Origin of the sequence: Mucilaginibacter sp. KACC 22773, from assembly GCF_028736215.1 — a bacterium.
GTDB lineage: Bacteria > Bacteroidota > Bacteroidia > Sphingobacteriales > Sphingobacteriaceae > Mucilaginibacter.
In genome coordinates, this window is record NZ_CP117883.1 from 2,883,634 (window position 1) to 2,897,852 (window position 14,219).

The window sequence follows — 14,219 nt, forward strand, 5'->3', positions numbered from 1 at the left end:
ATGGGACAAGATTTTATCTCGGTGCAAATGGATCTTCTGATACTGGAACTGGAATTGAGTGAAGAATTCAAATCGAAATGCGTCGCCATGGGGTTCGTAACGTTAAAGGACGTTACCAGTTTAAACCCGGAGGAGCTTGGTAACAGGACAGGGTTTAATTATGCATGGTTGGGAGAACTTGCTGCTTTTCTCAGCGAAAGAAAATTGTTACACCTATTGCAGCCACTACCGGGAAATAATCCTGGTTAATTCTGCTGATCATTTTTTGAAGAATCGCTTTCATTTCCGCTGCAGTAACCTGGTTTTTACTATAATACTCCTTGCTAAGCCCGTGTGCGGATATGAATTCCTGCCTTTTCGTGCTGAAGTTTTCCGCGAAAAAATCAAAAATTTCAGTAAGGGGCACAGCGTTAATAAGGTGTTCTTTAAAGAACAGCCTGATCAGGCAGGCAAGATGGGAGACTGAAAACTCAAGTTTCAGGCGCTTGTTATTGGCTGCCTGGTGTGACGGCGATGGGTGGTTTGCAGGTTCTAAACTTTCTTTTACTTCCTGCAACCAGTCTGACAGGATTTGGGATAAAGGTGGCCACCGGTCATCATATCGTGAAATTTCCCCTTTTGATAGGTAGCTGAAAAGCTCGGTATAGTGTTTAAGAAGTGATAATTGATTTGGTTTGGGCTTACCTGATATTTCCCTAAGGATTTCCTCCTGTTGTACAACCAGTACGTCAAACTGGTTTAACTCCAGTGCTATCAGCTTTTGATAAACGAGTTGAGGGAAATTACCGGAATTTGCATCAGGAATGATCGTGCTTAGTTCATCAATTACCTGCTTAAAATAAACCAATTGTGACAAACTACAGGAAACATTTTTATCATCCGTCATATCCTCTATATACCGTTTTAAAAATTCAGTGATTTTGGGTTTAACAGGTGAATCTTCCAGCGCGTTACAAATTTTTATACCGGTGTCTTTTAAGTTTTTGGTATAGTGTTGCCTGTAACTAATAGCAACGGGGATCGTTTTGTCGGGGTAATTACCGTAATAGGTCAACAAGTCGTCGGCCAATAAACAGACTTTTTCGGTGATGATGGAATGAGTTAACCGGTTTTCAACCAGTCTTTGGCTGCGATTATTAAAGTACTTTTCCGGCGCGCCCGAAATAAACAATAACTGGTGAGTAAAATATCGCCGCATTGCGGGTTCCGTTAAAGCAGAAAAAGCTGTAAAAGTCCAGGAGGCCCGGACTTTTACAATGACTTCATCTAACTTTTTTAAAATGTCGTCGGTGTAATTGCCGGTCAATAAATTTTCCAGTTCACTTAATAAATGGAGGTGATGGAAAGATTCCTTATCAGAAAAAACACTTTTTGCGCTCAGCATAATTGCTATTTAAGATGACCGGTTAAACGTAATGCGTTGTGGTAAATAAAGTAGTACACGTGTTTGTAGGATCGGTTTTGGAGCTGGAAGTTTGAACTGTGTTGGTTTGTGAATCGTTAACAAAGTTAAAACGACGTGTTACGGTTTGTTTGGGTAATTTAATGTTGTTGGTTTTCATAATATTATTTTTTTTACTATATTAATATTTTATAAGAAGAAGGATATTTTTATTACATCAATCCCCTGGAAAATTACACCAAAAATGAACTTCTTAATGAAAGTTGATTTTATGAAGTTTCATAAGTACAGGGTGGTTTTCTACCACCTGCTTTGGTGGTTTTTTTACATTTTTTATGAACTATCTTCTGTTTATTTTGCCATTTCAGAGTTGTATCTGGAGAGGTATTTTTCCTATTTTTTAGTAAACGTATTACTTTTCTATACGCACATGATCATATTAAACCGGACAAGGCATTTGATCAGGGCGAGGTTTTTTAAGGTTTTGTTGCTCATTATCCTGGAAACGCTAGTATTCCTGGCGATTAAGCTGCTGCTGGATTATTTATATAGCAATGGAAATGGGTTGATGTTTTCGGAAATCAGGCAATTCATTGCGCTCGACTTCAACAGGAACCTGTTTTTTGCTGCGCTGGCCACGCTATTTTGGGCAGCTTCTAATATTTCTGTCTTTGAACGAAAGGCTAAGGATGCCGAAATCAAACAATTAATGGCCGCGCGCGATAACCTCACCCTCGAAGCCAGCCTGGCCCGTTCACAAAACGCATTGTTGAAACAGCAAATCAACCCGCATCTGCTCTTCAACTCCCTGAATTTTATTCATAGCCTGGTTTATAATAATTCACCGGAAGCCGCCCAAAATGTCATTCTACTGGCTGATATGATGCGATATGGGATGGAAGAAACCGATAAGGATGGCAAAATATTATTGGCCGGTGAAGTGGAGCAGATCCATAATTTGATCCGGATCAGCCAGGCTCGTTTTGAGCATAAAAATAAGGTCGAATTTTCGGTTTACGGGGCAATAGCTGACCAGAGATTGATTCCAATGGTATTGATTACGCTCGTTGAAAACGTATTCAAACATGGGGATCTTCGGGATTATCCGGCAACGATTAAACTGGTATTAAATCAGCCCGGCAAATTGAAATTCTTGACCAGTAACCGATCAAAAGCAAAAATACCGTTCGCAAGGTTACGAAGTACAGGCTTGGAAAATATCCGGATCCGCCTCGACTTTACTTACGGACCGGATTATACGCTTTCAACCAGGGAAGATGACGGTTTTTTCGAAGCCGAACTAAATATACCATTATGACAATTACCACATTTATAATTGATGATGAAGCTCACGCGGTCAATATATTAAAGCAATACGTACAAATGACGCCCGAATTGGAGCTGGTGGGGGCGACAACTGATCCGGCAGGTGTTTTATCAAGCCTGTCCGGTGATACTGCCCCGATGCTGCTGCTGGTTGACGTCGATATGCCGGGCATTTCCGGGTTAGAATTGGCAGGGCTGGTTAATAGTGAAACCAGTATCATATTCATAACCTCCTACCGGGAATTTGGTGTCGAAGCGTTTGAGCTGAAAGCCATTGATTATTTGTTAAAACCGGTAGCGTATGCCCGTTTTTATAAGGCTATTCAAAAAGTAATGGCTGAACGGCAGGGTAAACATAACGTTGTCAAAGAACGGGCTTCCTTTTTTGTAAAAGGTGATGCCAAGGAAAAATACATCAAAGTCGTTATCGATGAAATTATTTACATCGTAGCGGCGCTCAACTATATCGAAATTCATCTGGTTGCCGGTAAGGTATTAACCTACCTTACCCTGGCAGAGATCCTTGCAGAATTACCTCCGGTCGGTTTCTGCCAGGTCCACCGCTCGTACATCGTTAATTTAAAACAGGTCAGCGCAATCGAAAAATCACAGGTCAGGCTGCATAATGACCGGGCAATTCCAATAGGAAAAGCTTATGAGGCCGCGTTTATGAAGCGCCTTGCACCTGAATTCCTCATTAGCAAACGCCTTTCAGATAATTAATACGCCACATCCCTCAAAACAAGGGATGTGGAATATTTATATAAACAAAAACAGATCAGTAGTTCATGCCTGCGTTGTTGATCAGAATATAGCCTGTTAACCTGCATATGGATCAGGTCCGCCAATAAATTCAGCCTTTTGCCATCCGCCCATGCTGCTGAGCCCTTCGCAAGATTTTCGACCGACTTCAGGAAAGCTGTCTCCGCTACGATGTCCTTTGTTTTTGGGTCTTCAGCCAGGTGTTCAAGTGCTGCCTCCAGTTCCCTCGCAACCATCCTGTATTTTCGGTCCAGGTCCAGTCGGAAGTTCCTGGTGTCTCCGAATTCTGAAATAAAGCTTTCTGCCCTTTGCCTGAAAAAATCGGAAATAACAGCGCTTCCCTCGGCGAACCTGGCGGCCATTTGATAGACTAATCTAAAAACGGCCATGTCAAATCCATTGGGGGCTTCGGGTTTTATCTTTTGGTTTAACCACTGCACCACGAGTTCACTGCCGGTATGGAAACAGTGCTCAACATTTTCCATTAATGCTGCACTATATCTTTCGACTTCACGCACGTAGGTGTCCTGCTTCACATCCCGTACAAAACCTTTAACGGACTTATGGCCAATTATTCGCGAGATTGTTTTGACCATTTCCCCATAATTTGAAATATCAGTGCGGATCCGCAGGCGGATGTGGCTTTCCGGATCATAGTACCGGATAAAGAACCACAGCTCTATTTTAGCTTTGGCTGCCTGGCTGAGTTTGCCAATAAGTTTTAACAATATCGTATCCGATGTTTCTTCGGCACAGTAGATTTTAAAGTATAGCCACTGGCTTCCGGGAGGAAATGACCTGTGCAATGCTTTCCGCTTAGGACTGTTCTGAATGGCAATTCCGTTATAAATGCGGTCAGTTCTGGTAAGCAGTGCAACAAATTGTCCGGCCAGTCTGTTTTTTCCGGCAGTCACCGAACGGTCTGGCTCCAGGTATTCAGTGATTAAAATGTTTTGTTGTTCTTTAAGGCAATCCATAAAAAACAAAGCTTCCGCATCACAGGATAGATCAAATACCAGCTTCTGGTCGCTCATCCCCATCGATACCAAAGCAGGTATGCCGCGTACCTGGCGCATGATGTGCAGTTTACCGATGGATGGTGCGGTGATTAAGCCCGCAATATCTTGATTTTGAAGCCGCCATTTAGCCAGGCTGATGACCATACCCCGGTATTCTACCCTTGGGTAAAAATCAAGCCCGGGGAAAATTTGTTCCAGGTTAAATGTCAGGTTGGCCTGCAATCCCTGGTATTGCAGGTCGCATAAAAACCGGAAAATAGCCAGTTCATTGTGATTGAAATTATACGCGGTTGGTAACCGGGGTATCACCCTTTTTTTAAGGCTGACCGATTCGAGCAGGATGTCATCGCCCTGGATCGAAACCTGGAGGTCGTCAAGCCTGATCTGTTGCTGGCCGGTAGGACATGGAAAGGTATTGATATGGATAATATGGTCGTAAACTGGTTTACGCCGGTTAATGTTATCTACATGGATGTCAGATAGCTGGTGGATTTCCGCGAATAGGACGTCGGGGTTTGCCATCGCCTCGGCCCGCGCGATTTCCTGGCAAAGCCTATTTGCTTCCTCGCTGAATACGTTAAAACGACCGGTTAATGCTGTTGCAGTAGCCCCGCCGTTATTTTCAAGGACAAGCTTGTCAGCAGATTTTGTAAATAACATAGAGATCGACGGCGGTAATTTCGAATTTCCCGCAAGATCACCTAACCCGGAAACCTCATCGTCATGAATGATCAGCGGGGCGAAAGGGGTAGAGGACGGCCGCCGCTGCCAGGTTTTTAGAAATAACTGATGTACCGGCGTCCAGTCAATGCGCTTGGTCGCCTCACCTCGCCCGGGAAATTCTCCAGCTTTCCGCATGTGTTGTCCTTTTTAAACCATTCCTATGAGGATATTTTCAACACGATTTTTACCGAACCGGAACTGGTTTCCCTGTTATCGCCTTTCCGGAGCGCCTTCGAAGCCAAAGCGTTTGACCAGCTGGAAGGCCAGGTAGGTACCCTGAAGATCTTTATCAGCCGGCTGGCTACTAAGGAAACTTACTGGGTGTTTTCCGGTGACGATTTCAACATGAAGATCTCCGGTAAGGAAGATCCCGGCATCGTGGTGCTGGCGAATGACCCCAATACCCAGAATATCAATTCGGCCTGTTATTCCATTGTACTGAATCGCTTAACCAGGCTGATCAACAGCAAAGGCAACCTGCCCTCCGCGCTGATCATCGATGAGGTACCGACACTCTACGTGCACAAAGTCGAAAACCTGATCGCAGTGGCCCGTTCCAACAAGCTATGCGTGCTCTTAGGCCTGCAGGAAATACCGCAATTTCAGCAGCAATATGGGAAAGATACGGCCAATACCATCACTTCGGTTACCGGTAATGTATTGGCTGGGTCAGTACGCAATAAGGAAACTTTGGAATGGCTGGAACGCATGTTCGGGAAGAATAAGCAAATAGGGGAGAGCCTGTCGATTGACCGCAATAGGACGTCAACCTCGTTGAATGAAAAACTGGAGTCCCTCATTCCTGCGGGCAAAATGGCTTCCCTCAATACAGGGGAAATGGTGGGCCTGATCGCGGCAGACGTCCGGGAAAAGTTTACGGGGAAGTTTGAAACATCGGCTGTAAACTGCAAAGTTAATCTTGATCCCAAAGAAATTGCCGAAGAAGAAGCAGGTTTCACCGATCTCCCGGTTTACTACGACTTCAAAGGCAGGAAGGACGAAATCCTGCGGCATAATTTCCTGCGCATCAACAGGGAAGTAGAAACCATGATCGCGAAATTTCGAAAACCGGCAGCGCCACCGGTGATGCCCAAAGCTACAATGAAGGCCCTGGGCAGCAACAAGTTTAATAACGATAAATTCTGAAATGATGAGTAAGACAGATGAAATGACAGGCACGTTTGTGCTGGTCAATCCCGACCTGGCCCATGATCCGGCAGGCCGCCAAAACCAGGTTGGCCTGGTCACAGAAGCTGACCTGGACAGTGATGATATCTACGTAAGTTTTGGCAAAAACGGGCAGTCCCGTTACAGCAGCGATGCCTTATTGGTATTAAAAAGCAATATTTCAGTATACAATGAAATGATGGATAACCGGATGAAGCTTTCCAGCGGGGATTTCAAGACCTTGTTTCGGGTCAATTTGCTGCAGCAAACCGACCGTCCGGCCCCCAATCGCGAAGCCCTGCTAATACTAAAAGATCACCCCAATCTACAGCAATTTGCGCTGATTCCGCTAAATGACAAACTGGGCATCAACCATGTGGCCACCGTGCATTTGAACCAGCTACGCCCACCGGCCCGGGCGAGGTAATCGTTTTCGTTTTTTATCCCAATATCCTTTTTTATGGACATTAATACGGAATTAACAGGTGGACTGGTATTGGTTCATCCTGCACTTGAACATGACCCGGCCGGTAAACAAAATACCATAGGTGTTATCCGTTTTGCCGACATGGCTGATGACGGTTTCTATGTGGCATTTTCCGATCATACGACAGCTTTATATGCGTCAGATGCTTTATTCGTCCTGAAATCGGTGGATGAAATTCATCACTTGCTCGTAGATCATGGTGATCGGCTGGCATTTCCCGAACTGAAGGCCTTAACCCAACTTGACTTGACTATCCGGTATGGTGATGGTGACAAGTTGCGCAATGCCCTTCAGTTGGCTGTAAACAACCCGGATATTCAGCCGCTTTGCCTCGATCTTCTCAAGGATGTCATACAACTTCAACAAACAAATGCCCGCAAACGATGAACAGGTTACTGATCGGCATGTTCCTGTGCCTGCCAATGAAACATTGGTCACTTTCCTCTGCCTATGGCTACCGGGTTCACCCCGTGAATGGCTTGTATAGTTTGCATAATGGGATCGACCTGCGGTCGAACAGCGATACGGTTTTCGCGGTCCTGTCAGGTACTGTCCAGGCTGTAGGTTATGGCCCCGTTTCCGGCGTCTATATCCGGATCGATCACGGCGATTTCCAAAGCGCCTATGGCCATCTTTCACGGGCTTTTGTCATGCCTCGTGATGCCGTTTCAAAAGGAAATCCTATTGGAATTACCGGGGCAACCGGGAGGGTAACCGGTGAACATCTGCACTTCAGTATGCAGTTCAGGCACAGGTTGATTGACCCCGCTGCCTTCATGCTGTCGCTAATAAAATTAAGTAATCAATAAATTTAATCAGATGAGTGAACAATTCAAACCGCTGTCAGCGCAGATCGCTGACAAGATGATTGCTGCCTTAAAAGCAGGCAATTCGATTTTTCAAAAACCAATGAAGCCTGATGGGAAGGCTGCTTTGGCCATGCCGTACAATCCCACCACGGGGATTAACTACACTGGCCCTGCCGCGCTTGTCCTGCTCATGAAGGGCAACGAGGATCCGCGATGGATGTCTTACAAACAGGCCTCGTTTAACAAAACACCCGTTGAAAAGGAAGAAAAAGGCACACTGATCCAGTTCTTCGCCACCAACGAATTAAGGCAAAAGGTCGGTAGCGATCACCAGCCGGAAGTGTCATCCGGGGGCAAGCCGGTGATGGAAAGGGTCGAACTCGAACAGCCCACCTTAAAAGATGCGTGGTTGTTCAATGCCGCGCAGCTGCGTAATATGCCGGAATTGAATTCAAAGAATGAGGCTTTACCGGAACCTTTGGAACGGGCTAAGGCGATCATTGACGCGACTGGAGCCTCGTTGGTGTATTCCCAAAGCGATACCTTTTATAACCCGGAATCAGGTAATATTTCGGTGAAGGATTACCATGATGAATTCGAGTATTTTTCTAAAGTGATGGAGCAAATGCCGCGATGGGCTGCCGCCAATAAAGACGTATATTTTGACCTGCCGCCGATTGGCGACGACGATGAATGGAGCAGGCGGGAATTAAGGGCAAATATTGCCGCAGTGTTCATCAGCTCGGAATTGAACTTAGGGATGGAACACGATGTGTCCAATGACCTCGCCGATGCCTGGGTACGCATACTCACCGAACATCCTTCCGAACTGTTTAACGCTGCCGACGACGCGCAGGTGGTGGTCGATTACCTGGTGGGTTTTGAGCAAAAGATCGAAATAAAAGAAGAGGTAAGCCAGGAATTGCCTTTACCCTCATTTGGCAAAGGTGATGTGATCGGGTATAACAATACCTTGTATGAAGTTGAAAAGGTGCTGGCTAACAAATCCTTAAAACTGATCGATCAATCCACTGGCGCAAAACTCAAAGTTGCCCCGACGGATGGTCTCTACGCTTCGCTGTTAAACGTTCGCCAAAATTCACAGGAAGCAGCGTACGATTATAACCAGGACGCCGCGGCTGGTATCGAAATGGCCGGAGATAATGGCCAATCGCAAACCTATTCAAGAAAACGATAACCATGTTTCAGAAAATATTTGAAGAAGAGGAATTGCCGCTGGCAGACCTGCAAAAGATTGGATTGGCCGGGAATGGTCACCTGAATTTAAATGAAAAGGATCTGACTGCGCTCCTGTCCGGCAACCGCACCGGCATGCTGCGCCTCGAAAACATCGAGACCGATGGCCTTCGCATTCCCGCCCTCGATGCTAAATTATCCCTGCGCCCCAATACCGCCGGAAATTTAGATTTATTGGTACACCCCATTTACCGCGAAGCGGACATCCCTGATTACCTCACAGATACCGAGGCCGAAGAGCTCGAACAGGGTGAAATAGCCAATGTCGGTAAGACTATAAACGACCACGGGGTTCAAAAAGAGGTATTGATCGAATTTGATCCCGACACCCGGGAGTTTATCATTACAGATACCGAGAAAATCCTCGTGCCGGATATGGTTAACGATGAGTTGTTGACCCTGGACCAGAAGGAGCGTTACCGCAAGGGTAAGGAAGTTCAGCTACAGGACGGAACCGCTTTCCGGTTCAGTGCTACCAGTGAGGATGCCGTCAGGGCAAATAAGATCGGTTTAATCGTATCCGTGGTACTGGATGGCGGGATATCTTACATCCTTTTTAAAGGATTGAATGCACTTTTTAACAAAAAACGCGATGAAAAGGATGCAGCCGACTTAAGCACCGGCTATCTCAAAGCCAAAATGGATCTGGATGAATTGCAAACTCATAAAGGCCATGACATCAACTCCCGCCCGCCCGGCCAGTATCATCGTGGCTATACTTATCCCAGCCCGCGACGCTGATGAGCCCCTTTCCTACCCGCTTCGGCGTTCCGCCAGAGGTGCAATTATTTTTCCGGCCATTTTATCACACTGACGCTATTGGCAACCTGGTCTTCAGCTATGGCAATGTAATCGAGCACTTCGGTTTTGCCTTTCATAAGGTCCCGGTAGCCGGTCAGCTATGGATGGCCGGAAATTTAAACCTGCACATGGTCAGCGATGTTTTCCTGGCCGGTTCAGCCATGGACGCTATTGCCTTTTTAACCCTCCGCCGAAACTGGCTGAAAAAAGCGGATAATATCCTGTTCGTCAGCGTAGGAACGCTGCCGCAGGGCAGTCAGTTGCAGTGGATCCGTAGTAACCTCGGACATAAAAAGCTGCACCTGCTGTTCGACAGGGAGTTGTTAGGGAAGATTATCGACCTTAAAATCGCTGCCGGCCTGCACGGGTGGCCCATGGAAGTGACCGTCACAGGTAACCGGGTAACGGTTAATTTCCGGAATGCACTTTATACCCTCGATACCGGCGGCTTTAGCCTGCATGCATTTGAAAAAGCAGCAGGCTACCGTTTTACTGTACGTACCCACAAATCAAATATGGCGGCGACATTTATAGACCACCTGATGACAATGACATTTAACCATTAAACTATTAACGATGGATTTTGACGAAATAAAACTACAGCCGGAGCTCATCCTGAAGCCTTCCGCACGCTATGCATTTTTACAGGTTATTCCCCTGATTGCGCTGTCGGGATTTTTTTTTGGATAGCATGGAACCTGGTTGCGGCTTTTGTATGGGTCAGCCTGGCATTAATCCTGATTGCCGCTTACCGCTTCCTGTATATCCGGAGGACCTGCTACCTGATTAGCCCGGAAGTAATCCGGGTGAGTACCGGCCTGTTTTTTACCCGGCTGAATAGCCTCGAAATGTACCGCGTCAAAGACTACGTGGTCGTACAACCCTTGATGCTCCGGGTATTCAGCTTGATGAACCTGACTTTAAAAACGAAGGACCCGGAAAATAGGCGCCTGACGTTAACCGGCATCCCGGTTTCGGATATTATCAATACGATTCGGGATCATGTGCAGAAAGCACGGCTGGCTAACCATATTGCGGAGTTAAATTAACCGGAAAATTATTGTCAGTAAATTTTGTTTTTGCTAACTTTTTTAGTAAATCTATGCGTTGAAATTATGAAAACTGCCATTTATCTCATCATTACGATTTTCATCTCTACCGGCGCTTTATTAGGCGGTTTGAACATGAAAAACCCTTTACCCGCTTTTTTAATCGGTTTTGGCATCTGGGCCGTTTTTATCCGGGGATACCTGAAACGCTCCAGGGAAGCTGCTGAAAGACGTGGTAATGAACGGCTTTTCCAGGCTCACATGCGTGCATTTTACCGTAACCGGCAACGTTATTAACTATGGGTGAATTGCTGTCTCTACCGGTAACTTTTCAGGATCAGGAAATGGAATTCCAGGCACGGTTTTATGCTTACGGTTATATCCATCGGATCGAAGTCCGAATCAACGGGTTGGGAGTTATCTTTGAACCTGATGAAGAACGGAACTACCGGGCTTTATTGACGGCACAACAATTGGAAGCTAACCTGAATACGCTGAATAAAGAGCTGTTGCAGGCCATCGCCCAGCAATTGCAAAGCCTGTCGGGAGGTCTCTTATAAAAGTAAACCGTTTTTGACTATTACATATGCCCGATCTTCTCCCAAAGCTCGGGTGTACAATCTCCAACGATTAATTCGTGCCCTAAGGCGTGCCCTGGCGTAAAACCCCCGTTTGGGCTTTTAGGCATTGCGGGGCTGCTGCTGAAATAGTCGTATAAAGCCCTGTCACCGGGTGCCAGGCTTTCCCGGTATTCCCTGTCTTTCTCAGAAAGGGAAGCTAGGTATTGCTGCTGCTGTCTTTTCATATCTTGTTTTTAATCTTCCTGGTATAGATAGGAATGTTAGGGTAGGCCTAGCTGGTAATTATTCACCCCCAAAGCATGTACGAAATAATAATCTATCGCGTCGAAATACATTTTCTTTGGTCGCATAAAACCGTCCAGTGGCTGCTCACAAATCAAGATGGTGAAAATGTAATAGGACTGAATCTCCCAGTCATCATAATGAAAACGCAGGACGTGAGCGTCCACGAATGGCTGAAACAGGATGGCTGTCAGCACAAGGCCGCTTTTCATTTTCGTAGGCTCTCTTTCCTCCACCTGCATCCGGAAACTCCCGTCAGCCAGGTAGATCACCTGTTTATCGTCTCCACCGAAATATTTAAAATCATAGTGGGTTTCGTCATCGTCTTCATCATCAGGATCATCGTCACTCTCCAGTCGTTCAATTTAACAAATGATCAGCTGCGCCTCGGTTACCTGTAGCCTGGTGGTGCAGTAAAAAGTAATGGCCTCCAGCAAGAGGCCGGTATCGGGCTTGCTAAAAGGCAGGTCATTTCGCATTACTTCAAAATCGTAGTTGACCGTTTCCGGGAATAGTGTTTCCGGTGACTGCAGATCTTTTATGGTCACACCAATCGTATTGACCTTGCATGCAAATACCGTATGTTCAAACAACTCGCGGGCCGCTTTTTTGCGGGAGTGATCACCCGGATGCTCAGCTGTTGCTCCGCTGAACCGGTCAGTTCATCGCCATCTTGTGTAATAATTGGGGCTTTTATTTTTTCTACTCGCCCTTTAATACCAAAAGCTTTTTGACTTTATCCCTATAATCACCAATCATGCCTGTCAAATAGCTTCCTTCCTGCTGAAAACATCGTTCCGTTAACTTATGTTCCCCGGTAATTTTCAGGTAATAAGCCGCAATATTTTATCAGTTTCATTCTAATTAATACCTGTTTAACTTATGGTTGATGAAAAACAAAAAGGTATCAAGCCGTCCTTAATCATTGATAAGCTGTCCGATAAATTTGGTTCCGCCGTAAAAAACCGTAAAAAAAGAGATTCCCAAATTGCTGAAGATGAAAAGATTTTGCTAACTTTAATAGCACAAATTATTGTTGATATTATTATAAAAGAAGAATTATGAACGCAATTGGCTACATGCGGTTAAGCGCTAAAGATCAATCAAAATCTCTGGAATATCAGGAATCTACCATAAGAGAATACTGTAGACGTAACAATTTGAAGGTTATTGGGGTATTTAAAGACAATGGAGAGTCAAGTTTCACGTTCGACAGACCAGATTATAAAGCGTTGGAAGCCTATTTGAAAAAATATAAAGGCGAGTGTCAATACCTCATCGTACTGGATCATGACAGGTTTAGCCGGAACTTACCCCAGGCATTAAATAAAATTGCCGAGCTGGAAAACAAACACGGAGTTAAAGTAATATCCACCAGCGAAAGGATAGATCTTGATACTTCAGATCCAGATGTTTTTATGAAAAGGGCGCTCGATTATATGATGGCCAACAAGGAACTTTTTAATATTAGGAAAAGAACTAAACAGGGTATCAGAAATGCTAAAGAAAATGGACGCTATTTGGGACGCGCACCTATGGTTATCAGAATATTGTAGATGGAACCAAACGAAATTTAATTGAAATTAATAGACCCCAGGCATTAATAATCGAACGAATATTCAGGGACTATATCTTGGGGGTGCCCCAATATCTTATTTATAAAAATGCCAAAGCTTTAGGATTTAAACACACCGGGAGCTCAGCCATACAGGATATACTTCAAAATTGTGTTTATGCTGGCCTGATTAAGGTTCCGGCATTTAAAGAATTACCTGAAAAATACGTGAAGGCTATTCACCAACCAATCATTTCAGATGCGGAATTTTGGCTCGTCCAAAGTATGTTAGCAAACAGTAAGCGAAAAACAAGGATACAACCAGCAGAAGATTTTCCGTTAAGAGGGGTTTTGAAATGTTGGTGTGGCCTAAGTATGACCGCTGGTTGGACAAAGGGACGGAAACAATATTATTTGTATTACCGTTGCACACAACATACCAATGTAAACATTGCCGGTGGGATGCTGCACGAGCGTTTTGAAAACGTGCTTAAAGGTTTAAGTTTTCAACCTCATCATGTAAACTTCTTAATTGAAACTTCGAAAGCTATGCTGGTTGAACCTTTGAAACTAAAAAAGGAGCGGCAATCTGAAAATCTAAAAGCATTGCATGATATCAATGAGAAAATATACAAACTTGAAGAAAGGTTAATGAACAATGAAATTGAAGCCAGTACTTATAAAACCTGGTTTCAAAAATTTAAGGAGGAAAAAGCAAAACTCGAATTAGCTTTAAACGGAAAAAACAAACCTCAGCTTGATTCAGGCGATGATTTAATTCAACGCTTACTTCCAGAATTATCCAACTTACATCAGATTTACGAGAAGGGGAACGTAATTCAGAAGCAAACCCTGATTAGGGGGGTGTTCAAAGATAATCTGCTATGGGGTGATGGTGCGTTTAGAACCGCTTTTATTCATCCAATCTTTTACGATAACATACTGAAAATCAATGAAAAAAGGGTTGCTTTTTTACAAGCAACCCCTTCAGTTTTCTAA

Annotated in this window: 21 protein-coding genes; 16 read left to right on the forward strand and 5 right to left on the reverse strand. The window is 44.8% G+C overall.

The window, feature by feature from the left end:
* Positions 1–190: 190 nt before the first annotated feature.
* Positions 191–1,384, reverse strand: a complete 1,194-nt coding sequence (locus PQ469_RS12120) for a hypothetical protein (protein WP_274213197.1) — start codon at positions 1,382–1,384, stop codon at positions 191–193.
* Between the two features lie 22 nt (positions 1,385–1,406).
* Positions 1,407–1,562, reverse strand: coding sequence for a hypothetical protein (locus PQ469_RS12125; RefSeq protein WP_274213198.1), 156 nt, complete (start codon positions 1,560–1,562; stop codon positions 1,407–1,409).
* A gap of 96 nt (positions 1,563–1,658) precedes the next feature.
* On the opposite strand from PQ469_RS12125, the gene PQ469_RS12130 reads away from it, so the two are divergent.
* Positions 1,659–2,720, forward strand: a complete 1,062-nt coding sequence (locus tag PQ469_RS12130; RefSeq protein ID WP_274213199.1) for a sensor histidine kinase — start codon at positions 1,659–1,661, stop codon at positions 2,718–2,720.
* A gap of 65 nt (positions 2,721–2,785) precedes the next feature.
* Positions 2,786–3,451 carry a LytR/AlgR family response regulator transcription factor gene (locus PQ469_RS12135; RefSeq protein ID WP_274213200.1) on the forward strand — a complete coding sequence of 222 codons (666 nt, stop codon included), beginning with the start codon at positions 2,786–2,788 and terminating at the stop codon, positions 3,449–3,451.
* On the opposite strand, the gene PQ469_RS12140 is transcribed toward PQ469_RS12135, so the two are convergent.
* On the reverse strand, positions 3,448–5,169 hold the full coding sequence (locus PQ469_RS12140) for a thiopeptide-type bacteriocin biosynthesis protein (RefSeq protein ID WP_443192805.1): 1,722 nt from the start codon (positions 5,167–5,169) through the stop codon (positions 3,448–3,450). The genes PQ469_RS12135 and PQ469_RS12140 overlap by 4 nt on opposite strands.
* A gap of 129 nt (positions 5,170–5,298) precedes the next feature.
* On the opposite strand from PQ469_RS12140, the gene PQ469_RS12145 reads away from it, so the two are divergent.
* From PQ469_RS12145 to PQ469_RS12190, 10 genes are all read left to right on the forward strand, one after another.
* Positions 5,299–6,378 (forward strand): type IV secretory system conjugative DNA transfer family protein, encoded by a 1,080-nt coding sequence (locus PQ469_RS12145; RefSeq protein ID WP_274213202.1) that lies wholly within the window; start codon positions 5,299–5,301, stop codon positions 6,376–6,378.
* A gap of 1 nt (position 6,379) precedes the next feature.
* Positions 6,380–6,826 (forward strand): hypothetical protein, encoded by a 447-nt coding sequence (locus PQ469_RS12150; RefSeq protein ID WP_274213203.1) that lies wholly within the window; start codon positions 6,380–6,382, stop codon positions 6,824–6,826.
* A gap of 33 nt (positions 6,827–6,859) precedes the next feature.
* Entirely contained in the window at positions 6,860–7,273 is a 414-nt protein-coding gene (locus tag PQ469_RS12155; protein ID WP_274213204.1) for a hypothetical protein, read from the forward strand.
* Positions 7,270–7,695: a M23 family metallopeptidase gene (locus PQ469_RS12160; RefSeq protein ID WP_274213205.1), complete on the forward strand. Its 426-nt coding sequence runs from the start codon at positions 7,270–7,272 to the stop codon at positions 7,693–7,695. Before PQ469_RS12155 ends, PQ469_RS12160 begins: the two co-directional genes overlap by 4 nt.
* Positions 7,696–7,705: 10 nt before the next feature.
* A complete protein-coding gene (locus tag PQ469_RS12165; RefSeq protein ID WP_274213206.1) occupies positions 7,706–8,893 on the forward strand; it encodes an ArdC-like ssDNA-binding domain-containing protein in 1,188 nt (395 codons plus the stop codon).
* A gap of 2 nt (positions 8,894–8,895) precedes the next feature.
* Complete coding sequence (locus tag PQ469_RS12170) at positions 8,896–9,693, forward strand: DUF4099 domain-containing protein (RefSeq protein ID WP_274213207.1); 798 nt, start codon at positions 8,896–8,898, stop codon at positions 9,691–9,693.
* Positions 9,693–10,319, forward strand: a complete 627-nt coding sequence (locus tag PQ469_RS12175) for a patatin-like phospholipase domain-containing protein (RefSeq protein ID WP_274213208.1) — start codon at positions 9,693–9,695, stop codon at positions 10,317–10,319. Before PQ469_RS12170 ends, PQ469_RS12175 begins: the two co-directional genes overlap by 1 nt.
* Before the next feature lie 198 nt (positions 10,320–10,517).
* Positions 10,518–10,802 carry a PH domain-containing protein gene (locus PQ469_RS31390; protein ID WP_490356161.1) on the forward strand — a complete coding sequence of 95 codons (285 nt, stop codon included), beginning with the start codon at positions 10,518–10,520 and terminating at the stop codon, positions 10,800–10,802.
* A gap of 66 nt (positions 10,803–10,868) precedes the next feature.
* Entirely contained in the window at positions 10,869–11,099 is a 231-nt protein-coding gene (locus PQ469_RS12185; RefSeq protein ID WP_274213210.1) for a hypothetical protein, read from the forward strand.
* A gap of 2 nt (positions 11,100–11,101) precedes the next feature.
* Positions 11,102–11,362: a hypothetical protein gene (locus PQ469_RS12190; RefSeq protein ID WP_274213211.1), complete on the forward strand. Its 261-nt coding sequence runs from the start codon at positions 11,102–11,104 to the stop codon at positions 11,360–11,362.
* A 20-nt stretch (positions 11,363–11,382) separates the two neighbouring features.
* Here PQ469_RS12190 and PQ469_RS12195 read toward each other — a convergent pair whose 3' ends face one another.
* A complete protein-coding gene (locus tag PQ469_RS12195) occupies positions 11,383–11,607 on the reverse strand; it encodes a hypothetical protein (RefSeq protein WP_274213212.1) in 225 nt (74 codons plus the stop codon).
* A 198-nt stretch (positions 11,608–11,805) separates the two neighbouring features.
* Between PQ469_RS12195 and PQ469_RS12200 the strand changes: the two genes are divergently transcribed.
* A complete protein-coding gene (locus PQ469_RS12200) occupies positions 11,806–12,066 on the forward strand; it encodes a hypothetical protein (protein WP_274213213.1) in 261 nt (86 codons plus the stop codon).
* On the opposite strand, the gene PQ469_RS12205 is transcribed toward PQ469_RS12200, so the two are convergent.
* Positions 12,031–12,213, reverse strand: a complete 183-nt coding sequence (locus PQ469_RS12205; protein WP_274213214.1) for a hypothetical protein — start codon at positions 12,211–12,213, stop codon at positions 12,031–12,033. The genes PQ469_RS12200 and PQ469_RS12205 overlap by 36 nt on opposite strands.
* A gap of 334 nt (positions 12,214–12,547) precedes the next feature.
* Between PQ469_RS12205 and PQ469_RS12210 the strand changes: the two genes are divergently transcribed.
* From PQ469_RS12210 to PQ469_RS12220, 3 genes are all read left to right on the forward strand, one after another.
* Entirely contained in the window at positions 12,548–12,730 is a 183-nt protein-coding gene (locus tag PQ469_RS12210) for a hypothetical protein (RefSeq protein ID WP_274213215.1), read from the forward strand.
* Complete coding sequence (locus PQ469_RS12215; RefSeq protein WP_274213216.1) at positions 12,727–13,221, forward strand: recombinase family protein; 495 nt, start codon at positions 12,727–12,729, stop codon at positions 13,219–13,221. The genes PQ469_RS12210 and PQ469_RS12215 overlap by 4 nt, the downstream gene beginning before the upstream one ends.
* 83 nt (positions 13,222–13,304) lie before the next feature.
* The gene (locus PQ469_RS12220) at positions 13,305–14,219 is read left to right on the forward strand and encodes a recombinase family protein (RefSeq protein WP_274213217.1); all 915 of its coding nucleotides are present in this window, start codon (positions 13,305–13,307) and stop codon (positions 14,217–14,219) included.